Genomic DNA, 23,639 nt, shown 5'->3' with positions numbered 1-23,639 from the left:
CGATCCAGTTTGCGCCGCTGGATTGCTTCGTCGCTCCGCCTCTCGCAATGACGAGGGGCGGGAAACAAAAAAAAGGCCGGAACTTTCGCCCCGGCCTTTTTGGATCGCATTGTGTATTGGATTATTTCGACAGTTCGACCTGTTCGAATTCCAGCTCGACCGGCGTTGCGCGGCCAAAGATGGAGACCGAGACCTTCACGCGGCCGCGGTCGAAATCCAGTTCTTCCACGACGCCGTTGAAGCTCGCGAAGGGGCCTTCCAGCACCTTGACGCTATCGCCGATTTCATAATCGACGCTGACCTTGGTCTTCGGCGCGGCGGCGGCGGCTTCTTCCTTGGTGTTGAGGATGCGCGCGGCTTCGGCTTCGCTGATCGGCTGCGGCTTGCCGCTGGAGCCCAAGAAGCCCGTGACCTTGGGCGTATTCTTGACGAGGTGATAGACGTCGTCGTTCATCGCGAGCTTCGCGAGCACATAGCCCGGGAAGAATTTGCGGTCCGACGTGACCTTCTTGCCGCGGCGGACTTCCGTCACCTTTTCGGTGGGGACTTCGACGGCTTCGACGAGCTGGGTAAGGCCAAGGCGATCGGCTTCCGACACGATCGCGTCGCGCACCTTGTTCTCAAAGCCCGAATAAGCGTGGATGATGTACCAGCGTGACATGGTGATCCTTAGTTCAGGAGGCCGAGCAGCGCCTTGACGATGGCGCTGAACGCCGAATCGACGCCGAAGAAGAAGAGGCCGAGCAACATTGCCATGATGAACACCATGACGGTGGTCAGCATGGTCTCGCGGCGCGTGGGCCAGGATACCTTCGCGGTTTCCACCTTCACCTGCCGCAGGAATTCGCCGGGACTGACTTTCGCCACGAGTGATCCTCTTTAAAACAACACAAAAAAGGCCATGGCCGTCTTGGGGAAGCCCCCGCGGCCCTGACCTCATATAATCCGCCCGGCTCTTATTTCATCATATCCTTTGAAAAAGGAATGGCAGGAGTGGAGGGACTCGAACCCACGGCCCTCGGTTTTGGAGACCGATGCTCTACCAGCTGAGCTACACTCCTACTGAGCCGGAGCCCGGGGTCATTAGCGTTGGTGATGGGGGAGCGCAAGCCTTCTGTGGATCGCGGACCGGACAAGTGGCTAAGGTAAGGCCCACCTTATCCCACTCCGCCAGGCTGAGCTTGTCGAAGTCCGTCCGCCCGTACATTTCACCCGCCCTTCGACAGGCTCAGGGCTAGCGGAGTGGGATGGTCGCAGTGCGGTGATGGGGCTTGGTCAGGCCGCGGCCTCACGACGTCCCTTTCCCTCCAGCAACTTGCGCGCTTCCAAGGCGGGAAGGGGGTCGGAGAAAATGAAGCCCTGCACCCGGTCGCAGCCATAAGCGCGGACGAGATCGAGCTGTTCGGCGGTTTCCACACCCTCGGCCACGGTGGTCATGCCTAGGCTGCCCGCGAGCGCCACCACGGCGCGGATGATCGCGCCGCTGCCCGGATCGTCCCGCGCGAGAGATTTGACGAAGGTGCGGTCCACCTTCAGCGTGTCGAAATTCGTGTCGCGCAGATAGCCGAGCGAGGAATAGCCGGTGCCGAAGTCGTCCATGGCGAGGCGGACGCCAAGCTTGTGGATTTGCTGCAGCACCATCTTCGTAAACGGCGTGAGGTTCAGGAACACCGTTTCGGTGACCTCAAGCTCCAAACGGCCCGGCGCGAGGCTCGATTGCGCGAGGGCGGACACGAGTTTCAGCAGGAAATTGGGGTCGAGCAATTGGCGTGGCGACAGGTTGACCGCGATGCGGATATCGTTTGGCCAGGCGGCAGCCTCTGCGCAGGCGGTGCGCAGCGCCCATTCGCCGATTCCATTGATAAGACCGGTTTCCTCGGCAATCGGAATGAACTTGCCGGGCGAAATTTCGCCCAATGTGGGATGGCTCCAGCGCATCAGCGCCTCGAAGCTTTCAACGCGCGCGCTTTCGGCGTTGAACACCGGCTGGTAATGGAGTGCGAGTTCACCATTTTCGAGAGCGGTGCGGAGCGCAAGTTCGATCCGCCTCCGTTCTTCGGCGCTTTCATGGAAATGCGGCTCGTAGAAGCAGACATCGTCGCCCCCGGCCGCCTTGGCGCGATAGAGAGCGAGGTCGGCATTGCGGACGATGTCCTCGACGCTTTCCGTCTCGGCTGTCGCGAAGGCCGCGCCGATGCTGGCCCCGACGAACAGATGCTGTTCGCGATAGACGACCGGCTCCTTCACCGCTTCGATGATCTCGATCGCGAGGCGGTGGACGTCGTCTTTGTCCAGATCGGGAATGACGACGGCGAACTCGTCGCCGCCCAGGCGTCCGGCCACGAGCGGCGGCTTGACGATCGGTTCCAGCCGCTTGGCGATTTCGCGAAGCAGTTGATCGCCTGCGACGTGGCCCAGGCTGTCATTGACGGCTTTGAACCGGTCGAGATCGATGAGGAGCATAGCCGCGCGGCCTTCCGCGCCCTCACGAATTCGGGCCGCGCCGAGGGCTTCCATCACCTGGGTGCGATTGGGCATTCCGGTCAGCGGATCGTGACGGGCCATATGCTCGATCCGCTCTGCCGCGCGCCGTGCTTCGGTGACATCGGATCCGACGCCGCGATAGCCGGTGAAGCGGCCGTTCGAATCATAGCGTGGCCGTGCGGAGATTTCGATACAGCGTGGCCCCTGCGCGGTGGCGATCGGCACGATAATTTCGGCAAAGGACGCCCTCTTGCTGATCTTATCGGCGAGGGCATCGAGAATGGCTACAAAGCGCGGGTCGCTATCCACGCCGCTGGAAAACAGGGTGATGGCGGCTACGCCTTCCAGCTCTTCCGGTTCGCGACCGACCGCGCGGGCAAATCGGCCCGATACGTTTTCGAGCTTCAAGAGGCGATTGGTCTGCCACAGCCAATCGGCATCGCTCGTTTCATATTCGCGTAGCAAAAGGCTGACGGTTTCGGACCGCTCCTCAAGCTGCAGCTCCACCCATTTCCGCTGCATGAAAGAGCGGCCGTTGGACAGGATAAGGAGCATCAGGCCAGTCGTATAAACGACGCCGATCGCGGTGATCGTCACCGACCCCGTATATTGCAACATGTTGGTCACCGCCGTGCCCATAACGACCACATAGGCGCTGCTGGCGGGTGGGACGGGCGCAAGAACGAATGCCGCCCCGGCCATCATACCTGCAATGATGAGACAGATGGCAAGGATCTGGGCCTGGTCGGCCACGAGAGTGAAATAAGTGGGCGGCACGGCCCACAACAGTCCGAAGATAAGCCCATAATAAGAGGATTTATCGACCGTCGACATCGGGATCGATGCCTTGTCGGGAAGCCGCCGCACATGATTGAGCGTCGCAAGGCTGAGCAACGCAATCGCCAGCGCCCATCCGGCAACAACCAAGGGTGCCGCATGTTCACGCAAAATGAGGATGAGCAGGAGCGCGTTAAAGCCCTGGCCGATGATGGCGATCCGCAGGGCGCGCTTTAGCTCTCGCATTTGCGCGGCGCGTACGCGTCCCCAACCGGTCCTTCCGGCCGGTTCGGCGCGATTGAACACAACCCGCCAGTCGAGATGTAGCAATAATGCTTCGCTCATTTCGCCTGTCCTGACCCGCAGGATAATCGCGAATGGTTAGCGAAGGGTTAGGAACTCAAGGGTTTAGCAAGAAAATCTGTTTTGGGCCAAGCAGGCGAGATCGTTCACAATGGGAAGGGTTCCCGTGACGGCACGCTAATCCAGCCGTTACGGACGCCCGACCCGTCAGGCGGCGATATCGTAAGGCTGGATTTCGCCCGACAAATAGAGATTGCGCGCCTTCGCCCGGCTCAATTTGCCGGAGCTGGTGCGCGGCAAAGTGCGCGGCGGGACCAGTTCCACGACGCAATTCATGCCAGTGATCGATCGAACCTTGTCGCGAATGTCATCGCGCAATCGTGTGCGCTCGGCGGGATCGGACGTGCGGCAGTGGACGAGGACGGCCGGCGTTTCTTCTCCGCCCGGCGTCGTGATCGCGAAGGCCGCAATGTCGCCCGCCTTGAAGCCCGGCAATTGTTCCACTGCCCATTCAATGTCCTGCGGCCAGTGGTTCTTGCCGTTGATGATGATCATGTCCTTGGCGCGGCCGACGATGTAGAGGTAGCCATCCGACAAATAACCCATGTCGCCGGTGTCGAGCCAGCCATCGACAAGGCAGGCTTCAGTCGCTTCCGGATCGCGATAATAGCCGACCATCACGGACGGGCCCTTGCACCAGACCTTGCCGATTTCGCGGTCGCCAAGGGCGCGGCCATCCTCCGTTCGCACTTCGACGGCCATGTCGCGCACGGCCTTGCCGCAATTGACGATGGCGCGGAAACGCTGAGGCTGGTTGCGATCGGCCTCGCCGCCGCCGGCGAGCAGATGCTCTTCGACCAGTTCAACGACAATGCCTTCGCCCGGCGGCATGATGGTGACGGCGAGCGTCGCTTCGGCAAGGCCGTAGGAAGGGAGGAAGCTCGACGCGTTGAAGCCGGCGTCGGCGAAAGCATCGACGAAACCCTGCATGACGTCCGGACGGATCATGTCGGCGCCATTGCCCGCAACCCGCCAGCGGGACAGATCGAAGCGGTCCGACGCCTTGGTCTGGCTCGACATGCGGCGCGCGCAAATGTCGTAGCCGAACGTCGGCGAATAACTGAGCGTCGTGCCTTCATTCCGGCTGATGAGATCGAGCCAGGCGAGCGGACGGCGGGCGAAATCTTCGGTCTTCAAATAATCGGTCGAAACCTGGTTCGCGACGGGCGAGAGGAGGCAGCCGACTAGGCCCATGTCGTGATACCAAGGGAGCCAGGACACGCAGCGGTCGCTGTCCTGAACCTGCATGCCGTGACTATGCGCCGCAAGATTGTTGAGCAGCGAGCGATGCGTCACGGCGACGCCGTGCGGAAAGCGTGTCGAGCCGCTGGAATATTGCAGATAGGCAATATCGTCGGCATCGGCCTTTGGAAGATCGACAGGTGTAGCGGGGCGGGTGGCGAAACCCTCCCAATCGAGGCCCTCCACGCCCTGCGCCTCGGCGGCTGCTTTCGCCATTCCAGCCAGTTCGGCCGGGTAAAAGAGGATGCGCGCGTCGGAGCTTCTGAGCTGTACGGCCAGTTGGTCGATATAACTGTCCTTGCCGCCAAAGGAGGTGGGCAGGGGAAGCGGCACCGGCCACGCGCCCGCATAGACGGTGCCGAAGAAGAGTGCTGCGAATTCAGCGCCGGTTTCGGCGACGAGCGCGATCCGGTCGCCCGGCTTCACGCCATGAGCGATCAGGCGATAGGCAGCTTGCAGCGCATCGTCGCGCATTTGGGTGAACGTATAGGGACGCGCAAGTTGGCCGCGCGGATCGTGGAAATTAAGACCCTTTTTACCGGTTGCGGCATAATCAAGCGCCTCGCCCAACGTTTCGAAATCGGCGAAACGGCGCGGCAGAGCGTCGGCGGTGGGCGTCGGCACAAGGGCTTCCGATGCGGAAGGCTTGCGCGCGAGGGCTGAATTCTCACCGTTATTCATGACGTTCGACTTGGTCCTGCTATGGCCTGGGGGCCGAAAAGTTCAGCTTGCGGAAATACGCCACAAGGCGCGTTCATATTTCGGCTCGACTGTGGCACAAACATGGCGCGTGAAACATCAGCGTCACAGAAAAGCAAGACCGCCTTTAGGAGAAGAGGAGCTGAAAGCTCTCGCGCTCGCCTATGTCGGCCGTTATGCGACGAGCCGGGCAAAGCTTTCCGATTATTTGCGGCGGAAGGTGAAGGAACGGGGCTGGGCCGACGATCAGCCGCCCGCGATTGCGGCGCTGACGGAGCGATTCACCGAACTTGGCTATATCGACGACCGCGCCTTCGCCTCGGCACGCGCGGCATCGCTTGGGCGGCGCGGTTACGGAGAACGGCGTGTTGCCGAAGCTTTGCGCGCTGCGGGGATCGGTGAGGAAGATAGCACGGATGCGCGGGACATTGCGGCTGAAGGCGCTCGCGGGGCGGCGCTCCGCTTCGCGCGCCGGCGGCGGATCGGTCCCTATGCGGCAGCGGCTCTCGATGGACCGGCACAGCAAAAGGCCTTCGCGGCGATGCTGAGAGCTGGTCATTCCATAGATATCACGCGCGAAATATTGAATAGCGCCCCCGGTGACGTACCGGAAGAGGACAGTTTTTAGTGCGTATTTGCGATTATATTCCCTTCTGATCCTAATGCATGATAGTCAGTTCTATAAACAAGGTGGATCGAGTTCGTGATGCCGCACTTAGAGGATCAAGGCAGTTTACTGGCGTCACCTGAAAGCAGGGATGCCGCGCCGGGCGAAATGATCGTTAGCGGGACCGTGAAATGGTTCGACGCGACGCGGGGATTTGGCTTCATTGTCAGCGATGACGTGGCTGGCGACATCCTCGTTCATTTCAGTGTGCTGAAGGATCATGGTCGCCGCAGTTTGCCCGAAGGCGCGACCGTCGAATGCGTTGTGGTAAAGCAACAGCGTGGGCTACAGGCCGATCGCATCCTCGACATCGACCTTAGCCACGCGGTTGCCGACCTGCCGCGCTCCGCCCCTGCGGAACGGGTTGATCCGACCGCTTTGCTCGACGATGCGGGGCCGCCCGAGCCGGTGGTCGTCAAGTGGTTCAACCGCCTGAAGGGTTATGGTTTCGTTTATCGTCCCGACGATCCATCGCAGGACATTTTCGTTCATATGGAAACTGTGCGAAGAGGGGGGCTGGCCGATCTCGAACCGGAGCAGCCGCTCCGCGCCAGGATCGCCGATGGCCGCAAAGGGCCGCTCGCCGTTGTCGTGGAGCCAGCATGAATATTCGCCTTTCTCTCGCCCTCGCTCTCCTGTCCCTCAACACGGCCTGTAATGCCGAACCTCAGGCAACGGCGCCTGTCGCGCCGGTGCTGTCGACTGCGGGCCTTCCCATCGTGCCGCTGACGATCGAGCATGACGGGAAGAAAAGTGCGTTCCGTGTCGAAGTCGCGCGTACGAGCGATGAGCAGGCGAAAGGCCTGATGTTCCGGGATACGCTGCCCGGCGACGAGGGCATGATCTTTCCCTTCCCCAGTCCACGCATGGCGAGCTTCTGGATGAAGAATACCTTCATCCCGCTCGACATCATCTTCATCCGTGCGGATGGGACGATCGCAAATATTGCCGAAAACACGACGCCGCAGTCTTTGGAGCCGGTCGGTTCGATCGAGCCGGTGGCTGCGGTGTTGGAGCTGGCGGGGGGACGCGCCCGTACGCTCGGGATCGAGGCTGGCGACAAGGTTCGCTGGTAAGTCTTTTCATCCGCGCGCATCGGCGCTAGGCGATTCCCATGCTCAAAAAGATCTTCACCTGGTGGGAAGGTGCCACGATCGGCACCGCGCTTCACAGCTGGCGCAACGGCAGCAAGGTCGGCAGCGACTCGCTGGGCAACATCTATTATGAAGGCAAGAAGGATGGCCGCCGCTGGGTGATCTATGCGGGCGAGAATGACGCGAGCGCCGTACCACCCGAATGGCATAGCTGGCTGCACAAGCAGATTGACGGATTGCCTGACGACGTGCTGCCGCCAGTGCGCGCTTTCGAAAAGCCCGGCACGCGCAACCTCACCGGCACTGACGCCGCCTACCGCCCGTCCGGCGCGCTGGAAAAGGGCGGACAACGCCAGGCCGCAACCGGCGATTACGAAGCCTGGACGCCGAACTGATCCGATGACTTTGCGCCATCGCAAGCCGAATCTGTGGGCGCTGGCCGCGATCGGCTTTCTCGCCTTGGCTGGTTGCGACCGCGGCGTTCCGGAAAGCGATCCGTCGCGCAATGTGATGGGCGATCCCGAAACGGTGGATGTGCCGCAGACGGTTGAAAAGCTTGCGCCCGGCACGACGCCGATGGCGGAGCGGGTCGCGGTGCTTGGCTTTCTTAATAAGCGAAACGGCATCGCGCGGGACGTCACGCTTAAGCCGGGGCAGGCGGTACGCGTCGGCGACTTCATCGTCCGCCTGCGTGCCTGCGAAACGACGGCGCCTTACGAAGTGCAGCAATTGACCGGCGCTTTCGTACAATTGGACGTGCCCGGCACGGATGGCCAGTATCGCCGCGTTTTTTCAGGCTGGCTCTACAAGGAATCGCCGTCGCTCAACGTCGTCGAGCATCCGGTCTATGATGTGTGGCCCAAAAGCTGTGCAATGACCCATCCTGCGGGTGCCGAATCGGCGCCTTCTGCTGCGCCCAGCACTGCGTCGAGCGCACCGAAATCGGGCCCGGCGGTTGGAGAAGCGGCTGTGGAAGAGGCCTCGCCGCCCGTCGCTGCGCCGATGCGGGAGAGCCCTGCGCCGTCCGACAATGCGACGCCTAGCAATCCGACATAATCTTTTTGGCTGATTTCCACCGCGCCGAGGCTGCGGAGGTGATCGGTCATGAACTGGCAGTCAAGCAAGGTGAAACCGCCCGCCTTCAGCCGCGCGACCAGCCAGGCGAGCGCAACCTTCGATGCATCCGTGCGGGTCGAGAACATGCTCTCCCCGAAAAAGGCGCGGCCAAGCGTTACGCCATAGAGCCCGCCGACGAGTTCGCCGTCCTTCCAACATTCGATGCTGTGCGCATGGCCGGAATGGAAGAGGGCCGCGTAGCTTTCCTCGATATCCGCGTTAATCCAAGTCTCGTCCCGGTTCGCGCACTGCCGCACGACATCTTGGAATGCTTGGTCGTGCGTCACTTGATACACGTTGCGCCGCACTACCTTCCGAAGAGAACGGGATAAACCGAACGTTTCTAGCGGAAAGATCGCCCGGCGCTTGGGCTCAACCCAATAAACCTCATCCGCATCCCGGCTATCGGCCATCGGAAAGACGCCGATGGAATAAGCGCGCAGGAGAAGGTCGGGGGTGAGTGCGGGCATTGCCGGAGTGTAAGCCCCCACGCCGGACCTTTAAAGGCCGCGTTACAGGATCGCGCGCACTTCATCCTGCGGGCGGCAGAGCTTCACGCCCTTTTCGGTTTCGACGAGTGGGCGGTTGATGAGGATCGGATTGGCGATCATGGCATCAAGGATCGCATCGTCGCTCGCATCGGGTGCGGTGAGGCCGAGTTCGGCGGCAAGCGGCTCCTTGGAGCGCAGCCCTTCGCGCGGGGTGATGCCGGCGCGGTTGTAAAGCCGCTGCAGTTCCGACCGGCTGGGCGGTGTCTTCAGATACTCGACCACGGTCACATCGGCGCCGGATTCACGCAGGATGTCCAGCGTCTTGCGCGACGTGCCGCATTTCGGATTGTGGTAGATAATCGCTTTCATGAGGCCCTCTTCTCGGCGGCTTCTGCTTCCTTCTTGGCCTCTTCCTCGAGGCCCTTAAGCACCTCAAGTGCCTTTTCTGGTCCATCCGCGTCCAGTGCAGTCAATATCTTCTGCGCCGGGCTCGCTGATCCGCCGCCATGGGCGGCATAGGCGACTGGACTGATTGCGGCCCGCGCCGCAGCGGCGTCACCGCGTTCGAGCAGCACTTGCCCAGCCGTCATGCGGAGGTTGAGATCCTGGGGCGCAAGCGCATGAGCATAGAGAAGGGCGTCGACCGCATTTTTCGTAGGCACCGCCCCTTCGCCGACAAAGCTTTCATAATAGCGGACCAGTGGCTCGGGATCTTCGGGGTCGAGTTTGTTGGCCGCCAGGTACCAGCGGCGGGCCTCCTTCCAAAGGGCTGCATCGCCAGATGCCTTGGCGCGCCCTCCGAGGATCATTCCCTTGTAGATAAGTGCATTCATATGCTTGGGATTTGCGGCCAAGGCCCGATCTGCGGCCGCTTCGGCCGCCTCGTAATTACCGGCATCGAATTCGGCCTCGGCCAACTCGGCCTGCGCGAAGGGGTCGTTTGGAAATGGAGCGGCCAGTTTCCGGGCCAGTTCCGCGACGCCGGGCGCCGTGTCCTTGTCCACGCCTCGCTGAGAGAGAATCCGCGCCGACATGACGGCCGCTTCACCGTGACCAAGAGCGCGCATGGATATCTCGCCAACATCAAGTTGGTCCGCGGGTATAAGGCTGGAGGGAAGCCTAGGCCGCTTCCCGTAGGCATTAAGGGCCATATCGTCGAGGCCGGGGAAGGCTGCCGCCGCATCATCGGATGATTTGCCCGCGTTAATGGCGCCGATATAGGCCGCCAGCTGTTTCCGCCGGTCGGGGTCGAAGGTTAGATAATGGGTGAGCAGCCAGCCTCGGGCATATAGGATGCCAACCTGTTCGCGATCGAGATCCGGTATCTTTGCCTTCAGCAATTGCTTGACGGGAAGGCCCGCTGCGTTTCCGATGCTGAAGCGACGATGTTCGGGACTGGCGCCGAATATAACGGCCCCATCCTCGCGGAAAATCGCAGTGGAGTGAAATTCCGCAAATCCTTCCACGAACCAAACCGGAAATGCGGCGCCAGCCCAATTCGTCAGCATGAAATCGTGAGCATATTCATGCAGGAGAATGGTGCGCGCACTGATGATGCCGCCCGTGTTTCGCGGCACGAACGCCACAGACCCTTCCGCACGAGGGATATAGAAACCGGCAACGTCCTTAGCGCCCTTACCGGCCAACCGCCGGATATCCCCGACATCATCAACGAGATAGATTGTAACGCGGCGGGCTGGCGGGGTTATGCCGTCGGGAACGGAGCGCAAGACGCGCAAGGCCTTGTCATATCGTTCCAGGCTTTCGGTGAAAGCCTTCACCTTATCCGGAGAGTCTTCGGAATAGACGACAAAGTGGCGGGAACTCGCTTCATGCCACTCTGCGGTTGCGGCGCTCGGCACGCAAAGCGCCAGCGCAATCATCATTTTCCTGATCATTTTCACCCCTGTTTAGGGGCATTTATGCATAGCGCTCCAAGTGAAACAAGTATGCTGGAGTTTGCTGCGGGAACCTTACGACCTGCGAATTGACGGATCGAAGCGCGCAATTTCTCGCGCGCTCACCGTTCAGAACGCACCGGCGTCGGCGATGGCGCGGTTGTCGCGACCACTTCGGCAAACTCATTCGCCGTCGCGGGACAGCCACTCCTCAAGCCACTTGATCGTATACTCGCCTTCCTTGAACTCCGGATCTTCGATCAAAGCGCGGTGGAGCGGGATGGTGGTCTTCATGCCGTCGCCTTCGATCACGAATTCCTCCAGCGCGCGGCGCAGGCGCATGATGCAGCGTTCGCGGTTGGAGCCGTAAACGATCAGCTTGGCGATCATGCTATCGTAGTAAGGCGGCACCTTATAGCCGGCATAAAGGCCGCTATCGACGCGGACGTGCATGCCGCCCGGCGCGTGGAAGCCCTTCACCGTGCCCGGCGAGGGGGCAAAGGTCTTTGGATCTTCCGCGTTGATGCGGCATTCGATGGCGTGGCCCTTGAACTGCACGTCTTCCTGTTTGCAGGAGAGCGGATTGCCTTCGGCAATGCGGATCTGTTCGCGGACGAGATCGATGCCGGTGATCATTTCGGTCACCGGATGTTCGACCTGCAGGCGGGTATTCATTTCGATGAAATAGAATTCGCCATTTTCGTAGAGAAACTCGATCGTGCCCGCGCCGCGATAGCCCATATCGGCCATCGCCTTGGCAACGATCCCGCCCATCTCGGCGCGCTGCTCGGCGCTGATAACGGGGGAGGGGGCTTCTTCAAGCACCTTCTGGTGGCGGCGCTGGAGCGAGCAATCGCGTTCGCCAAGGTGAATGGCATTGCCATTGCCGTCGCCGAAAATCTGGAACTCGATGTGACGCGGGTCACCGAGATATTTTTCCATATAGACGGTGTCGTCGCCAAAGGCGTTCTTCGCTTCCGAGCGCGCCTGCATCATCAGGCTTTCGAGCTGGTCTTCGGACGGCACGACCTTCATGCCGCGACCGCCGCCGCCCGATGCCGCCTTGATGAGAACCGGATAGCCGATTTCGGCCGCGACCTTGCGTGCTTCGTCGAATCCTTCGAGCGGGCCGTCGGAGCCGGGGACGAGCGGCAGGCCGAGCTTCGCGGCGGTGCGCTTCGCCTCAACCTTGTCGCCCATGGTGCGGATATGCTCGGGCTTCGGGCCGATCCAGATGATGTTGTGCAGCTCCACAATCTCCGCGAACTGCGCGTTTTCGGAGAGGAAGCCGTAGCCCGGGTGGATCGCGTCGGCATGCGCGATCTCGGCTGCGGAAATGATGTTGGGGACGTTCAGATAGCTCTCGCCCGCGGGCGGCGGCCCAATGCAGACGGCTTCGTCGGCAAGGCGCACGTGCATGGCATCCGCGTCGGCGGTCGAATGCACGGCCACGGTCTTGATGCCCATTTCATGGCAGGCGCGGTGGATACGGAGCGCGATCTCGCCGCGATTGGCGATGAGGACTTTCTTGATCGTCATAATTCTTTCCCGCCACCCGCTGCCGTCATTCCGGCGCAGGCCGGAATCTCGTGACGGAAAGGCGCGGTGGTTTCAGTGCTGGCTGGTCCTGAGATCCCGGCTTTCGCCGGGATGACGAAGGGGGCCGGGATAACGGAAAGGGGCGTGAGACCCACTTTTGCTTTACTCGATGATGACGAGCGGCTGGTCGAACTCCACCGGCTGTGCATTGTCGACGAGGATGCGGGCTACGGTGCCGCCCTTGGGCGCGGTGATCGGGTTCATGACCTTCATCGCTTCGACGATAAGGAGCGTGTCGCCCGCATTCACCTTGTCGCCCGCCGACACGAATGGCTTGGCGCCCGGTTCGGCGGAGAGATAGCAGGTGCCGACCATCGGCGACTTGACTGCGCCGGGATGGCTGGCGGGCGGGGCTTCGGCGGCCGGAGCGGCAGCGGCCGCTATTGCGGCCGGCGCAGCAGCGGCGGGGGCGGCCATCGCCATCGGCGCGGCCTGAATTATCTGGCCGCCGATCGTCCGCTTCACGCGAATCTTGCGGTCGCCATCCTCGACCTCGATTTCGGAAAGATCGCTTTCCTTCAGCATCTCCGCGAGCTGACGCACCAAATCGGTATCGACCTTCATGGCGCCTTCGTTCCGCTTGTCGTCGGACATGTAACCCTCATTTTTGGCGTGTTGACGCGCCCCTTGTCAGAAGCGGGCCGCCGCGTCCAGTGCAAGCTCATAGCCGCGCGCACCGAAACCGGCGATGCTTCCCCTTGCGACGGGCGCGATAAGGCTTTGATGACGAAAGCTTTCGCGCGCCCGTGGATTGGACAAATGCACTTCGATCACCGGCACGGCGATGGCGGCGACAGCGTCCCGGATTGCAACAGATGTATGGGTGAAGCCGCCCGCGTTCAGTATCACTGCCTTGGCGCCGACCGCATTTGCTTCCTGCAGCCAATCGATCAGGTGACCCTCATGGTTCGACTGACGCATATCGACTTCGACGCCCAGCGCGCGCGCCTTGTCGTCCAGCATGTCGCAAATCTCGTCGAGCGTGGTCGATCCATAGATTTCCGGTTCGCGAACGCCCAGCATGTTGAGGTTCGGGCCGTTCAATACGAAGATCGTCGGTAGCGTTGCCATGGGAGCTTCCTATATGAGCCTCAACGAACCATTCCAACTCCCGTTCGTGCTGAGTAGGGGCTGAGCTTGGCGAAGGCCCGTATCGAAGCGCTCCGAGCGGAGCCCTTCGATACGCCGCTGCGCGGCTACTCAGGGCGAACGGATAGAAATGTGGAAGTGAATATGCATAGCGACGGCACGATATCGATCACGGTGAATGGCGAGCATCGCCGCGTCATGGACGGCATGACGATCGCCGATCTTGCGCTGGAGCTGGGCCTGGAGCCGACCAAGGTGGCGGTGGAGCGCAACCTGGAGATCGTGCCGCGTTCGACGCTGGCCGACGTGAAGATAGAGGATGGCGACGATTATGAGATCGTGACCTTCGTCGGCGGCGGCGATCATGGGCCGGTCGCGGAGGACAGCTGGACGGTGGCGGGCCACACGTTCCGATCGCGCCTGATCGTCGGCACCGGAAAGTATAAAAGCTTCGAACAAAATGCTGCGGCGGTCGAGGCTTCGGGCGCGGAGATCGTCACGGTTGCCGTGCGGCGCGTGAATATCTCCGACCCCAACCAGCCGGTGCTGATGGATTTTATCGATCCCAAGAAGATCACCTATCTGCCCAACACCGCAGGCTGCTTCACGGCCGAGGATGCGATCCGCACCCTGCGGCTGGCGCGCGAGGCGGGCGGTTGGACGCTGGTGAAGCTGGAAGTGCTGGGCGAGGCGAAGACGCTTTACCCGGACATGATCGAAACGCTGCGCGCGACGGAGATTCTCGCAAAGGAAGGCTTCCAGCCGATGGTCTATTGCGCGGACGATCCGATCGCTGCGAAGAAGCTGGAGGATGCGGGCGCGGTCGCGATCATGCCGCTCGGCGCGCCGATCGGATCGGGCCTTGGCCTTCAGAATGAAGTGATGATCCGGCTGATTGTTGAGAATGCCAAGGTGCCGGTGCTCGTCGACGCGGGCGTCGGCACGGCGTCGGACGCCGCGGTGGCGATGGAGCTTGGCTGCGACGGCGTTCTCATGAACACGGCCATTGCCGAGGCGAAGGATCCGATTTTGATGGCTCGGGCCATGAAGCTCGCCGTGGAAAGCGGCCGCCTTGCCTATCGCGCGGGCCGCATGGGCAAGCGCCGCTATGCCGATCCGTCGAGTCCGCTGGCGGGACTCATCTGACGCGCGAGCCACACGGTCGCGCCGCCGCATTCCTGATCCTCGGCCCGATGATCGACCACGGTCAGGCCATTTGCGGCCAGCAACTCGCGATATTCATCCGGCGATAGGCTGGCATGGTAAAGCGGTTCGCCCTGCCATTCGCCAATCGATTCGCCATCCTGCGGTCCGCTCGTGAACATCAGAATGCCTTTGGGATTTATGTGGGCCGCGAAGAGCGCGAACATCTTCCTTTGATCGTCCCGGCTGAGGTGGAAGAAGCTATGCCAAGCAATCAAGCCATCGAAGCGGGCATTCATGTGCAAGGCGCGCATGTCCGCCACGTGCCAATCCTGTTCCGGGAAACGATGCTTGCACATGGCAATGAGGGCCGGCGAGGCGTCGATACCAGTTATCGCGAAGCCGCTATCGATAAAGTAGCGGGCGATCGGCTCACCCGACCCGCAGCCGATGTCTAGGATTGTGCCTGCCTGCGGCAGCAGTGACATGAACCTGTCCAGCCACTTGCGTTCGAACAAGCTTTTAGAACGTGCCGCGTCCCAGACGTGCGCCGTGCGGTCGTAGAGGTCGGAGCGCAATTCAGGCATGAATTTCTCTGGAACGACTGCGGGTGCTGCTAGTTTCCCAAGTAGAGGCGGAAATGGTCGACCTTGCAAGAGCCCGGGAAGAAATGGTCGAGCGGCAAATTGCCGCGCGAGGTATTCACGATGCGCCTCTGCTCGATGCATTGCGCGCCGTCCCCCGTGAGGAGTTTATCCCACATCATCTGATCGATTACGCTTATGAGGATTCGCCGCTTCCGATCGAGGCGGACCAGACCATTTCCCAGCCTTATATCGTTGCCCTGATGATCGAGGCGGCCGGGGTGCGGACCGGCGACAAGGTGCTCGAAATCGGGGCGGGGTCCGGCTATGCGGCGGCGGTCATGGGGAAGGTGGCGGACCATGTCGTGTCGATCGAGCGGCACCATGAGCTGGCTGAACTCGCCGCAGAGCGAATGCGGCGGCTCCACTATGACAATGTCAAGATCATCGAGGGCGACGGCACTGAAGGCTGTCCCTCCGAGGCGCCCTTCGACACCATCATCGCGGCGGCGAGTGGGCCGGGCGTGCCCGATATCCTGAGAAGTCAGCTCAAGATCGGGGGGCGGCTCGTCATGCCGCTCGGCGAGCCGCATAGCGTTCAGACGCTGGTGAAGGTCACGCGTACCGGCGAGCATGATTACGATATGGAAAATCTTGGCGGTGTGCGCTTCGTGCCCTTGATCGGGGCCTATGGCTGGCAGGATCCACGCGCGGCGACGGCGCCCAAGACCTTGCCGCAAATGATCGCGGACGCCGCCGAACCCCTGCTCAATTTCGACCATCCGGATTTCGCTGCACTGTTCGATCGCTATGCCGACGCGAAGGTCATCCTGCTCGGCGAGGCGAGCCACGGAACGTCGGAATTTTACAAGGCACGCGCGGCGATCTCGCAACGCCTGATCGAGCGGCACGGCTTCAACATCGTCGCGGTGGAGGCGGATTGGCCGGATGCGGCGACGATCGACCGTTATGTCCGGCATCGCCAAGCGCGGCGGGGCGAGGAACGGGCGTTCCAGCGTTTCCCCACCTGGATGTGGCGCAACACCGACGTCGATGAGTTCATCCGCTGGTTGCGCGTGCATAATGAAGGCCGCGATCTCGATGACATGGTGAGCTTCAGGGGGCTCGACCTATACAATATGAATGGATCGATCCGCGCGGTGATCGACTATCTGGAGGACGTCGATCCGGACGCCGCGACCTTGGCGCGGGAGCGTTACGGGTGCCTCACACCCTACAGCAAGAACCCCGCCTCTTACGGCGCCATGGCCATCACCGAAGGTTATGCCCGGTGCGAAGAGGACGTTGTCCGGATGCTGAGGGAATTGCAGCAGAGCCGCGCCGACTATGTCGGGCTGTATGACGGCGACGAATTCCTCGACGCGTCCGCCAATGCCCGCCTCGTCAAGAATGCGGAAGCCTATTACCGCGTCATGTATCATGGTGCGGCCGAGAGCTGGAATTTGCGCGATACGCATATGTTCGAAACGCTCTGCCAGCTGATCGACGCCAAGGGGCCGGATGCGAAGGCGATCATCTGGGCCCATAACAGCCATATCGGCAATGCAGCCGCGACCGAGATGGGAACGGTGCGCGAGGAGCTGAATATCGGCCAGCTCTGCCGGGAGAAATTCGGGGATGAAGCGATGCTGATCGGTTTCGGCACGCATAGCGGCACGGTCGCCGCCGCCGACGATTGGGACGCGCCGATGAAGGTGAAGACGGTGCGCCCCGCGCTCGACGGCAGTTATGAGGATATGTCGCACAAGGCAGGCGTCAGCCGTTTCCTGCTCGACCTACGCAGCCTTGGCGCGGAGCTGAAGGCTGCGCTGGATGAGCCGCGCCTGCAACGCTTCATCGGCGTCATCTACCGGCCGGAGACCGAGCGCTGGAGCCACTATAGCGAGGCCGTCATGCCGCGCCAGTTCGACGGCTGGGTCTGGTTCGACGAGACCAATGCGGTGAAGCCGCTACCCGGCGAGCAGAAGCCGGGCGAGGATGAAACCTATCCGTTCGGGCTGTAATCGGAACCCCGAAGGCTACCACCCGTTAGTCGTTCAAATGCCTTCGAGTTTCAGGAGGCATATGAAGGAGATAGAGAATGGGTGAACTCACCGACAAGATCAAAGGCAATGTCAACGAAGCCGTGGGCGAGGTGAAGCAGAAGAGCGACAATCCCGAGACCCGCGAAGAAGGCCGCGCTCAGGAAGGCAAGGGTAAGGCCCAGCAGTTCGAGGGCAAGGTCAAGGGCGTGCTTGGCGACGACATCTGATCGTCCCCGATCCGTTATCGAGGGAAAAGGCGGGCTGGCCTCCAGTCCGCCTTTTTCGTGGCGCGCGCTGGAGGAGCGAGGCGGAACCCCGGCCAAATCGTTACTTATACATGCCCTCGCGCAGGTTGATGCCGTGTTCGATCCAGGCCTTCATGGCGCAGAGCATCTGGGTCCAACCCTGGTAATTAATGTCGGCTAAGGGCGGAGGGCGGACGCTCCTATGACCGGGTGAAGGCCACCGTTTCGCTCGCAGCAAAGGGCGGCTGGGACACTGCCGCTAACCAGTCGCCGCAGAACCCCGGAAGCTGCTGCAGGTGTCCAATCAAGAGGTTTCCACCCGTCCATTTCTTCGTGGAATGTCCATTTCTTCTCAGCCATCTGAACCTCGCAACAGATCAGGTCAGACGTGATCTCATCACGCTTATAGAAGGTGACTTTCGCCACCTGGGTGAGTGGAGCGTCGGCGAGTACGGCGGGGTCTATACGGCTCATAAGCAGTTGTGACGCGCTCCTGAGGTCCGCAATGGACCGTAAACGGGCATTAGTGATTTGCCGTTCCGTTTTTCACAACTCTTCTCCGGCGCTCCGCCCTCACCCCAGCCCTCTCCTAATGGGAGAGGGAGCTTAACTTCGCGCCTTCTCTCGCAATTTTGTGATCGTCGTGGCGTTGGTGATGATTTCCACGTCTGTTTTCAAATGGAGGAGCTTCACGCCCTTTTCTCCCTGCGCGCGGGCGAGGGTTGGGGCGAAGTCTTCGGTTTTCTCCACCGTTTCAGCCCAGGCGCCGTAGGCGCGGGCGAGGGCGGCGAAATCGGGGTTGGTGAGGTTGGTGCCGGACGTGCGCTCCGGATAGTCGCGTTCCTGGTGCATGCGGATCGTGCCGTAGCTTTGATTGTCGACGATCAGGATCAGCATGTTCGCGCCGTGGGCGATGGCGGTGGCCATTTCCTGCCCGTTCATCAGGAAGTCGCCGTCGCCCGCGACCACGCAGACCTGCCGCCCTGGGAAGCGCAGCGCCGCCGCGACGCCAGCGGGCATGCCATAGCCCATGGAGCCATTGGTCGGCGCGAGCTGGCAGGGGAGGGCGGCATAATGCCAATAACGATGCCACCAGCCCGAGAAATTGCCCGCGCCGTTGCAGATGAAGCTGTCGGCGGGAAGCACCTCACGCATGTGCATGACGACTTGGCCGAGATCGAGCGCGGCTTCCGGGCGGGGCTGGGCATTGGTCCAGTCCAGCCATTCACGATGCGCCTCCGCCCCGCTTGAGAAGGAAATGACATCATCCTCCCAATCGGAAGCGAGTTCCGCGAATTCGCGCGGGGAGGCGCAGATTGGGAGATCGGCGTGATAGACGCGGCCGAGCTCTTCAGGATCAGGATGGATGTGGACGAGGATCTGGCCGGGATGATCGGGGGTGATGAGGGTGTAGCCGTCCGTCGTCGCTTCGCCGAGACGGGCGCCCACGGCGATGACCAAGTCCGCATCCTTCACCCGCTGGACGAGCTTGGGGTTGGGGCCGTAGCCGAGATTCCCCGCGTAGACGGATGAGCTGTTCGCCACCGAATCCTGGCGGCGGAAGGCGGCGGCGACGGGGAGGCCGATCCGCTCGGCCCATAAGGTGAAATAATGGGACGCGCCCTGATCCCAGCCCGCGCCGCCGACGATGGCGATGGGTGCACAGGCATTTTTGAGCATGTCGAGCAGAGTCATCATCGCGACAGGATCGCAGGCCTGGGCGGGCGGGCAGACCTTTGGGCGGTCCACGGCCTCCACCTCGTCGCGGAGCATGTCTTCGGGAAGGACGAGCACCACCGGGCCGGGCCTGCCGGACATAGCGGTCGCATAGGCACGGGCGACATATTCCGGGATGCGGGCGGCATCCTCGATCCGGGCCACCCATTTGGAGAGCGGCGCGAACATCGTCGCGAAGTCGATTTCCTGAAAGCCTTCGCGATCGCGGTCGCCGCGCGCGACATCGCCTATGAAAAGGATCATCGGCGTCGAATCCTGATGCGCGACGTGAACGCCGACCGAGGCGTTGGTCGCCCCCGGCCCGCGCGTCACGAAGGCGATGCCGGGCCGGCCGGTCATCTTGCCGTCGGCCTCGGCCATATAGGCAACGCCGCCTTCCTGACGGCAAACGACGAGGTCGATTTCCGGGCTGTCGTGGAGCGCGTCGAGCGCGGCGAGATAGCTTTCGCCCGGCACGCAGAAGATGCGGTCGCATCCTTGTGCCAAAAGATTGTCGATCAGGATGCGGCCGCCGGTGCGTTTGCTGGGGGTAGACATGTCTTCTCCATCCGGGCTGAGCCTGTGAGCCCCGCCTTCTTTCGTCTCCCTTAAAGAGAAGGGCAGGCCTTCGACAAGCTCAGGCCGACCGGCGTGATGCCACTTGAGATTGACGTTTACGTAAACTAGATGTGATGCCGCATCAAAAAGGGAGAGATATGTGACCAAGAGCGAACTCGTCGCCGCACTGGGCGAGAAGCAAGCCTATATTCCGGGCAAGACCGTGAAACTCGACTTTGGCGGTAGCGAAGGCACGATCTTGCTCGACGGCGTCAACAATCAGGTGACCGAAACCGACGGCGCCGCGGACACTACGATCAAGGTGAGCTGGGACGATTGGCAGCAAATGGCCAATGGTCAGCTCGACGGCATGACCGCTTTCATGATGGGTAAGCTCAAGGTCGAGGGCGACATGTCCAACGCCATGCAGCTTCAGGGTGTGCTGGCGAAGCTCAAAGGGTAAGCGTTTCTCAGAAGGCGTCGCCAGCGCGGCGCCTTCGATCATTCTGCCGCGTGTAAAAGCGGTTCGCCCTCGCTCAGGGCCAAGGGAAGCTCGATTTCGGCGATAAACCCGCTGGGCGTCACCGTGGTCCGGAGCGCGGCGTCGTCATAGGACAAGGCGAGCCGCTGACGGATATTGTCGAGGCCGAGGCCAATGCTGCTCAACGCGGGGCGCGGCGGCATCGGGCCTGCGACTGAATTATCCACCGCTTCGTTCGTGACACGCAAGATCAGCCGGTCCCTGTTCTGCGCGGCCGACATACAAATCCGGATTGGAGACGAGGTGCGGGCCACGCCATGCTTCACCGCATTTTCGACCAGGGGCTGAAGGATGAAGTGGGGGACAAGTGCCTCCTCGATCGCCTCGTCGATGCCGATTTCCACGATCATTCGCTCGCCGAATCGCACCTTCTCGATGTCGAGATAGGCCTCCATCGCGGCGATTTCCTCATCCAGCATGATCGTCTTTGCCGGATCGGAGGCGAAGGATGCGCGGAGAAAGCTTGCGAGGCGAACGACCATATTCTCGGCATCCTGACGCGAGCCGGTAGTGATGGTGCTGGCGATGGAATTCAATGTGTTGAACAGGAAGTGCGGGTTCAGCTGAAAGCGCAGCGCCGTGGCTTCGGCGCGGAGAGCGGCAGCCTCCATGGCCGCAACCTTCGCCGCATTATAGCGTGCCATGTCACTGACGCTGCCTGCCCACAATAGAGCCATGGCGAAGGAAAAGACCCAGAAATAAATGACAGCGATCGTCAACATACGCTGAAGCGACATGTCGAGGCCCCAGTTCTGCCACGGAGAATAGAAGGCGAGAGCGACCCAGCGGGTTTGCAAGATATCTATACAGGCGACAGCGATGCTGCATCCGGCGAGGAGGACCAGCATGGCAGGCCAATATTGGATGCCCGGCCTCTTCGCGAGGGCCTTCCGCAATTTGTTGAGAAGCAATGTACAGGCCACGCCCGCCAAAAATACCGGAATGGACGACAGGAACATCAAGAATGGCGGGCCACGGCCGATCATCACCGTAACGAGATCCGACAACAAATTGACGAAGCACCACAATACGATGGCAAAGCGTGTTGGCGCATGCGAGCGAAAGCGGCGAAGTTGGCGCGTCATAGGATCATTTCACTCGCGGATATTCGCCCTGCATGAACGAATTCGATTGGTGAGGATCTTTCATCATTGCCGCCGACCCGTCGAGCATTGGTCGACAAAACCATGGATGCTGTAGACGAGCACAGTTGAAACCCTGTTCAGGTTCGCTTGACCGGACGCGCTCGCTCCGCTTATCGCCTTGTCATCCATAGGGGAGCGATCCATGAAGAAAATCTATCCCGACGCCGCCGCGGCGCTGGACGGCCTGCTGTTCGATGGCATGACCATTTGTGCGGGCGGCTTTGGCCTGTGCGGCATTCCGGAGCGCCTGATCGACGCCATTCAGGCTTCGGGCGTCAAAGACCTCACCATTGCCTCCAACAATGCCGGGATCGACAATGAGGGGCTGGGCAAGCTGCTGCGCACCCGCCAGATCAAGAAGATGATTTCCTCCTATGTCGGCGAGAATAAGGAGTTCGAGCGACAATATCTGTCGGGTGAGCTGGAGGTCGAATTCTGTCCGCAGGGGACGCTCGCTGAACGCTGCCGCGCGGGCGGCGCGGGCATTCCGGGGTTTTATACAAAGACGGGTGTCGGCACGCTCGTCGCCGAGGGCAAGGAAGTGAAGACCTTCGACGGCGAGGATTATATCCTCGAGCGCGGCATCCGCGCCGACCTGTCGATCATCAAGGGCTGGAAAGCGGACGAAGCGGGCAACCTCATCTTTCGCAAGACGGCGCGCAACTTCAACCAGCCGATGGCGACGGCGGGCCGCATCTGCGTTGCGGAAGTGGAGGAGATCGTGCCGATCGGCTCCCTCGACCCCGACGCGATCCATTTGCCCAGCATCTACGTGAAGCGCCTGGTTCTTGGCGCGCCCTATGACAAGAAGATCGAATTCCGCATGACCCGCGAAAGGGAGAGCGCATAATGGCCTGGGATCGCAACCAGATGGCGGCGCGCGCCGCGCAGGAGCTTCAGGACGGCTTCTATGTGAACCTCGGCATCGGTATTCCGACGCTCGTCGCGAACAACATTCCGGCGGGCATGGAAGTGACGCTGCAGTCGGAAAACGGGATGCTCGGCATCGGACCGTTCCCTTATGAGGATCAGGTCGATCCCGACCTCATTAATGCAGGCAAGCAGACGATCAGCGAGCTTCCCTCGACGAGCTATTTCAGCTCGTCGGACAGCTTCGCGATGATCCGTGGGGGTCATATCGACCTCACCGTCCTTGGCGCGATGGAAGTGTCCGAAGGCGGCGACATCGCCAATTGGATGATCCCGGGCAAGATGATCAAGGGCATGGGCGGCGCGATGGACCTCGTCGCGGGCGTCAAGAAGATCATCGTCGTCATGGAACATGTGTCGAAGAACGGCGATCCGAAGTTCATTCCGGCCTGCACCCTGCCGCTTACCGGCAAGAATGTGGTCGACATGATCGTCACTGACCTGGCCGTCTTCCAGCGCCCCGATCACCAGAGCCCGTTCAAGCTCATCGAACTCGCACCGGGCGTCAGCGCGGATGAGGTGGCGGCGAAGACGACGGCGCGCTATACCGCCTGATCGCGGCGCGGGGGCGCTATGCTTATGGGGAGGGGTCAAGTGGCACGGTTCAAGAGTCTGACGAACGGTTTCTTCCGGCGGCGCGGGCTGATCGGCGACGAGATCATCGTGCGTTGCGAAGGCGGCGCGCTGCATCTTGCCGGTAGCCAGTCCGGAGAATTGATCATCCCCGCCGCCAATGTGGACAAATTGCGCCAGTTCCGCATCGGTCCCATCCAAGAGTTGCAGGGCGAAATCGCACCCATTTACGAAACCAAGATCTGGTTCGATGGCGAATCCAAGCCCGCCATGCTGACGCCTTATGAGCAGCATGGAAATTATCGTACGACCATGCGCGATTTTGCCGCGGCGATTGTCGCATTGCGGGGGTTCGACCGGCTTTATTGCGGGCCGGGCATGACGACGGCGATCGTCAACCTGGTCCTTATCGGCGTGCCGGTGCTCTTCCTTTTCGCCTACATGCTATGGGTATCGATGCAGGATGGCGGCATGTGGTGGTTGCTGACCGCAGGGCTGGCAGTGTTCTTTTCTTTCGTAAGCTGGCGCGTCATTTACGCTCGCTGGCCGCGCCCGGTGCGCAGTATGGAAGAGTTCGAGGCGCAGTTGCGCTGAGGCTAGGCTTTCCGCGCCACGCTCCCTAGATAGGCCGCGAACGACA

The 23,639-nt window shown here is 61.4% G+C and carries 24 protein-coding genes, 1 tRNA gene and 1 pseudogene; 12 read left to right on the top strand and 14 right to left on the bottom strand.

The features are described from left to right. Positions 1 to 121: 121 nt before the first annotated feature. From nusG to C7I56_RS07690, 5 genes are all read right to left on the bottom strand, one after another. Positions 122 to 661 (bottom strand): transcription termination/antitermination protein NusG, encoded by a 540-nt coding sequence (gene nusG, locus C7I56_RS07710; RefSeq protein ID WP_106640004.1) that lies wholly within the window; start codon positions 659 to 661, stop codon positions 122 to 124. Positions 662 to 669: 8 nt separating this feature from the next. Beyond that, positions 670 to 867: a preprotein translocase subunit SecE gene (secE, locus tag C7I56_RS07705; protein ID WP_106640003.1), complete on the bottom strand. Its 198-nt coding sequence runs from the start codon at positions 865 to 867 to the stop codon at positions 670 to 672. A gap of 118 nt (positions 868 to 985) precedes the next feature. Beyond that, a tRNA-Trp gene (locus C7I56_RS07700) sits at positions 986 to 1,061 on the bottom strand. Between the two features lie 214 nt (positions 1,062 to 1,275). Next, on the bottom strand, positions 1,276 to 3,606 hold the full coding sequence (locus C7I56_RS07695) for a putative bifunctional diguanylate cyclase/phosphodiesterase (RefSeq protein WP_106640002.1): 2,331 nt from the start codon (positions 3,604 to 3,606) through the stop codon (positions 1,276 to 1,278). Between the two features lie 165 nt (positions 3,607 to 3,771). Then, a complete protein-coding gene (locus C7I56_RS07690) occupies positions 3,772 to 5,547 on the bottom strand; it encodes a fatty acyl-AMP ligase (protein ID WP_106640001.1) in 1,776 nt (591 codons plus the stop codon). Positions 5,548 to 5,656: 109 nt separating this feature from the next. On the opposite strand from C7I56_RS07690, the gene C7I56_RS07685 reads away from it, so the two are divergent. From C7I56_RS07685 to C7I56_RS07665, 5 genes and pseudogenes are all read left to right on the top strand, one after another. Next, positions 5,657 to 6,193 (top strand): regulatory protein RecX, encoded by a 537-nt coding sequence (locus tag C7I56_RS07685; protein ID WP_245409630.1) that lies wholly within the window; start codon positions 5,657 to 5,659, stop codon positions 6,191 to 6,193. 78 nt (positions 6,194 to 6,271) lie between these two features. Then, entirely contained in the window at positions 6,272 to 6,838 is a 567-nt protein-coding gene (locus tag C7I56_RS07680; RefSeq protein ID WP_106639999.1) for a cold-shock protein, read from the top strand. Then, complete coding sequence (locus C7I56_RS07675) at positions 6,835 to 7,308, top strand: DUF192 domain-containing protein (protein WP_106639998.1); 474 nt, start codon at positions 6,835 to 6,837, stop codon at positions 7,306 to 7,308. Before C7I56_RS07680 ends, C7I56_RS07675 begins: the two co-directional genes overlap by 4 nt. 32 nt (positions 7,309 to 7,340) lie before the next feature. Next, a complete protein-coding gene (locus tag C7I56_RS07670; protein WP_106639997.1) occupies positions 7,341 to 7,721 on the top strand; it encodes an NADH:ubiquinone oxidoreductase subunit NDUFA12 in 381 nt (126 codons plus the stop codon). Between the two features lie 4 nt (positions 7,722 to 7,725). Continuing rightward, positions 7,726 to 8,136: pseudogene (locus tag C7I56_RS07665) on the top strand (DUF2155 domain-containing protein); the annotation flags it as partial. 35 nt (positions 8,137 to 8,171) lie between these two features. Here the strand turns inward: C7I56_RS07665 and aat are convergent. From aat to aroQ, 6 genes are all read right to left on the bottom strand, one after another. Continuing rightward, positions 8,172 to 8,912 (bottom strand): leucyl/phenylalanyl-tRNA--protein transferase, encoded by a 741-nt coding sequence (gene aat / locus C7I56_RS12790; RefSeq protein ID WP_106639996.1) that lies wholly within the window; start codon positions 8,910 to 8,912, stop codon positions 8,172 to 8,174. Between the two features lie 42 nt (positions 8,913 to 8,954). After that, the gene (gene arsC, locus C7I56_RS07655; RefSeq protein WP_106639995.1) at positions 8,955 to 9,302 is read right to left on the bottom strand and encodes an arsenate reductase (glutaredoxin); all 348 of its coding nucleotides are present in this window, start codon (positions 9,300 to 9,302) and stop codon (positions 8,955 to 8,957) included. Next, entirely contained in the window at positions 9,299 to 10,831 is a 1,533-nt protein-coding gene (locus tag C7I56_RS07650) for a tetratricopeptide repeat protein (protein ID WP_158703046.1), read from the bottom strand. Before C7I56_RS07650 ends, arsC begins: the two co-directional genes overlap by 4 nt. Before the next feature lie 183 nt (positions 10,832 to 11,014). After that, complete coding sequence (gene accC / locus C7I56_RS07645; protein WP_106639993.1) at positions 11,015 to 12,370, bottom strand: acetyl-CoA carboxylase biotin carboxylase subunit; 1,356 nt, start codon at positions 12,368 to 12,370, stop codon at positions 11,015 to 11,017. Positions 12,371 to 12,532: 162 nt separating this feature from the next. Then, the gene (gene accB / locus C7I56_RS07640) at positions 12,533 to 13,024 is read right to left on the bottom strand and encodes an acetyl-CoA carboxylase biotin carboxyl carrier protein (RefSeq protein WP_199792359.1); all 492 of its coding nucleotides are present in this window, start codon (positions 13,022 to 13,024) and stop codon (positions 12,533 to 12,535) included. Between the two features lie 36 nt (positions 13,025 to 13,060). Further along, positions 13,061 to 13,501 (bottom strand): type II 3-dehydroquinate dehydratase, encoded by a 441-nt coding sequence (gene aroQ / locus C7I56_RS07635; protein WP_106639992.1) that lies wholly within the window; start codon positions 13,499 to 13,501, stop codon positions 13,061 to 13,063. Between the two features lie 162 nt (positions 13,502 to 13,663). Between aroQ and thiS the strand changes: the two genes are divergently transcribed. Then, the gene (thiS, locus tag C7I56_RS07630; RefSeq protein WP_106640206.1) at positions 13,664 to 14,665 is read left to right on the top strand and encodes a sulfur carrier protein ThiS; all 1,002 of its coding nucleotides are present in this window, start codon (positions 13,664 to 13,666) and stop codon (positions 14,663 to 14,665) included. Here the strand turns inward: thiS and C7I56_RS07625 are convergent. Further along, the gene (locus C7I56_RS07625; RefSeq protein ID WP_106639991.1) at positions 14,626 to 15,249 is read right to left on the bottom strand and encodes a class I SAM-dependent DNA methyltransferase; all 624 of its coding nucleotides are present in this window, start codon (positions 15,247 to 15,249) and stop codon (positions 14,626 to 14,628) included. The genes thiS and C7I56_RS07625 overlap by 40 nt on opposite strands. A gap of 23 nt (positions 15,250 to 15,272) precedes the next feature. Between C7I56_RS07625 and C7I56_RS07620 the strand changes: the two genes are divergently transcribed. Together C7I56_RS07620 and C7I56_RS07615 are read left to right on the top strand one after the other, a co-directional pair. After that, positions 15,273 to 17,270: a protein-L-isoaspartate(D-aspartate) O-methyltransferase gene (locus C7I56_RS07620; RefSeq protein WP_245409629.1), complete on the top strand. Its 1,998-nt coding sequence runs from the start codon at positions 15,273 to 15,275 to the stop codon at positions 17,268 to 17,270. A 77-nt stretch (positions 17,271 to 17,347) separates the two neighbouring features. Continuing rightward, a complete protein-coding gene (locus tag C7I56_RS07615) occupies positions 17,348 to 17,518 on the top strand; it encodes a CsbD family protein (RefSeq protein ID WP_106639989.1) in 171 nt (56 codons plus the stop codon). A 624-nt stretch (positions 17,519 to 18,142) separates the two neighbouring features. Here the strand turns inward: C7I56_RS07615 and C7I56_RS07600 are convergent. Continuing rightward, on the bottom strand, positions 18,143 to 19,810 hold the full coding sequence (locus C7I56_RS07600; RefSeq protein WP_106639988.1) for a thiamine pyrophosphate-binding protein: 1,668 nt from the start codon (positions 19,808 to 19,810) through the stop codon (positions 18,143 to 18,145). Between the two features lie 160 nt (positions 19,811 to 19,970). On the opposite strand from C7I56_RS07600, the gene C7I56_RS07595 reads away from it, so the two are divergent. After that, on the top strand, positions 19,971 to 20,273 hold the full coding sequence (locus C7I56_RS07595; RefSeq protein ID WP_106639987.1) for an SCP2 sterol-binding domain-containing protein: 303 nt from the start codon (positions 19,971 to 19,973) through the stop codon (positions 20,271 to 20,273). Positions 20,274 to 20,311: 38 nt separating this feature from the next. Here the strand turns inward: C7I56_RS07595 and C7I56_RS07590 are convergent, their stop codons facing one another. Continuing rightward, positions 20,312 to 21,436, bottom strand: a complete 1,125-nt coding sequence (locus C7I56_RS07590) for a sensor histidine kinase (RefSeq protein ID WP_106639986.1) — start codon at positions 21,434 to 21,436, stop codon at positions 20,312 to 20,314. A gap of 202 nt (positions 21,437 to 21,638) precedes the next feature. Here C7I56_RS07590 and C7I56_RS07585 point away from each other — a divergent pair, with 202 nt between their 5' ends. From C7I56_RS07585 to C7I56_RS07575, 3 genes are read left to right on the top strand one after another with little or no spacing between them, the layout of a single operon-like run. Beyond that, a complete protein-coding gene (locus C7I56_RS07585; RefSeq protein ID WP_106639985.1) occupies positions 21,639 to 22,346 on the top strand; it encodes a CoA transferase subunit A in 708 nt (235 codons plus the stop codon). Next, entirely contained in the window at positions 22,346 to 22,981 is a 636-nt protein-coding gene (locus C7I56_RS07580; RefSeq protein ID WP_106639984.1) for a 3-oxoacid CoA-transferase subunit B, read from the top strand. The genes C7I56_RS07585 and C7I56_RS07580 overlap by 1 nt, the downstream gene beginning before the upstream one ends. A gap of 39 nt (positions 22,982 to 23,020) precedes the next feature. Beyond that, on the top strand, positions 23,021 to 23,593 hold the full coding sequence (locus C7I56_RS07575) for a hypothetical protein (RefSeq protein WP_106639983.1): 573 nt from the start codon (positions 23,021 to 23,023) through the stop codon (positions 23,591 to 23,593). Positions 23,594 to 23,639 lie beyond the last annotated feature (46 nt).

The sequence above is a fragment of the Allosphingosinicella vermicomposti genome, assembly GCF_003012815.1.
GTDB lineage: Bacteria > Pseudomonadota > Alphaproteobacteria > Sphingomonadales > Sphingomonadaceae > Allosphingosinicella > Allosphingosinicella vermicomposti.
Note: the sequence above shows the minus strand (reverse complement) of the source record. Positions and strands in the feature narration are given on the sequence as shown.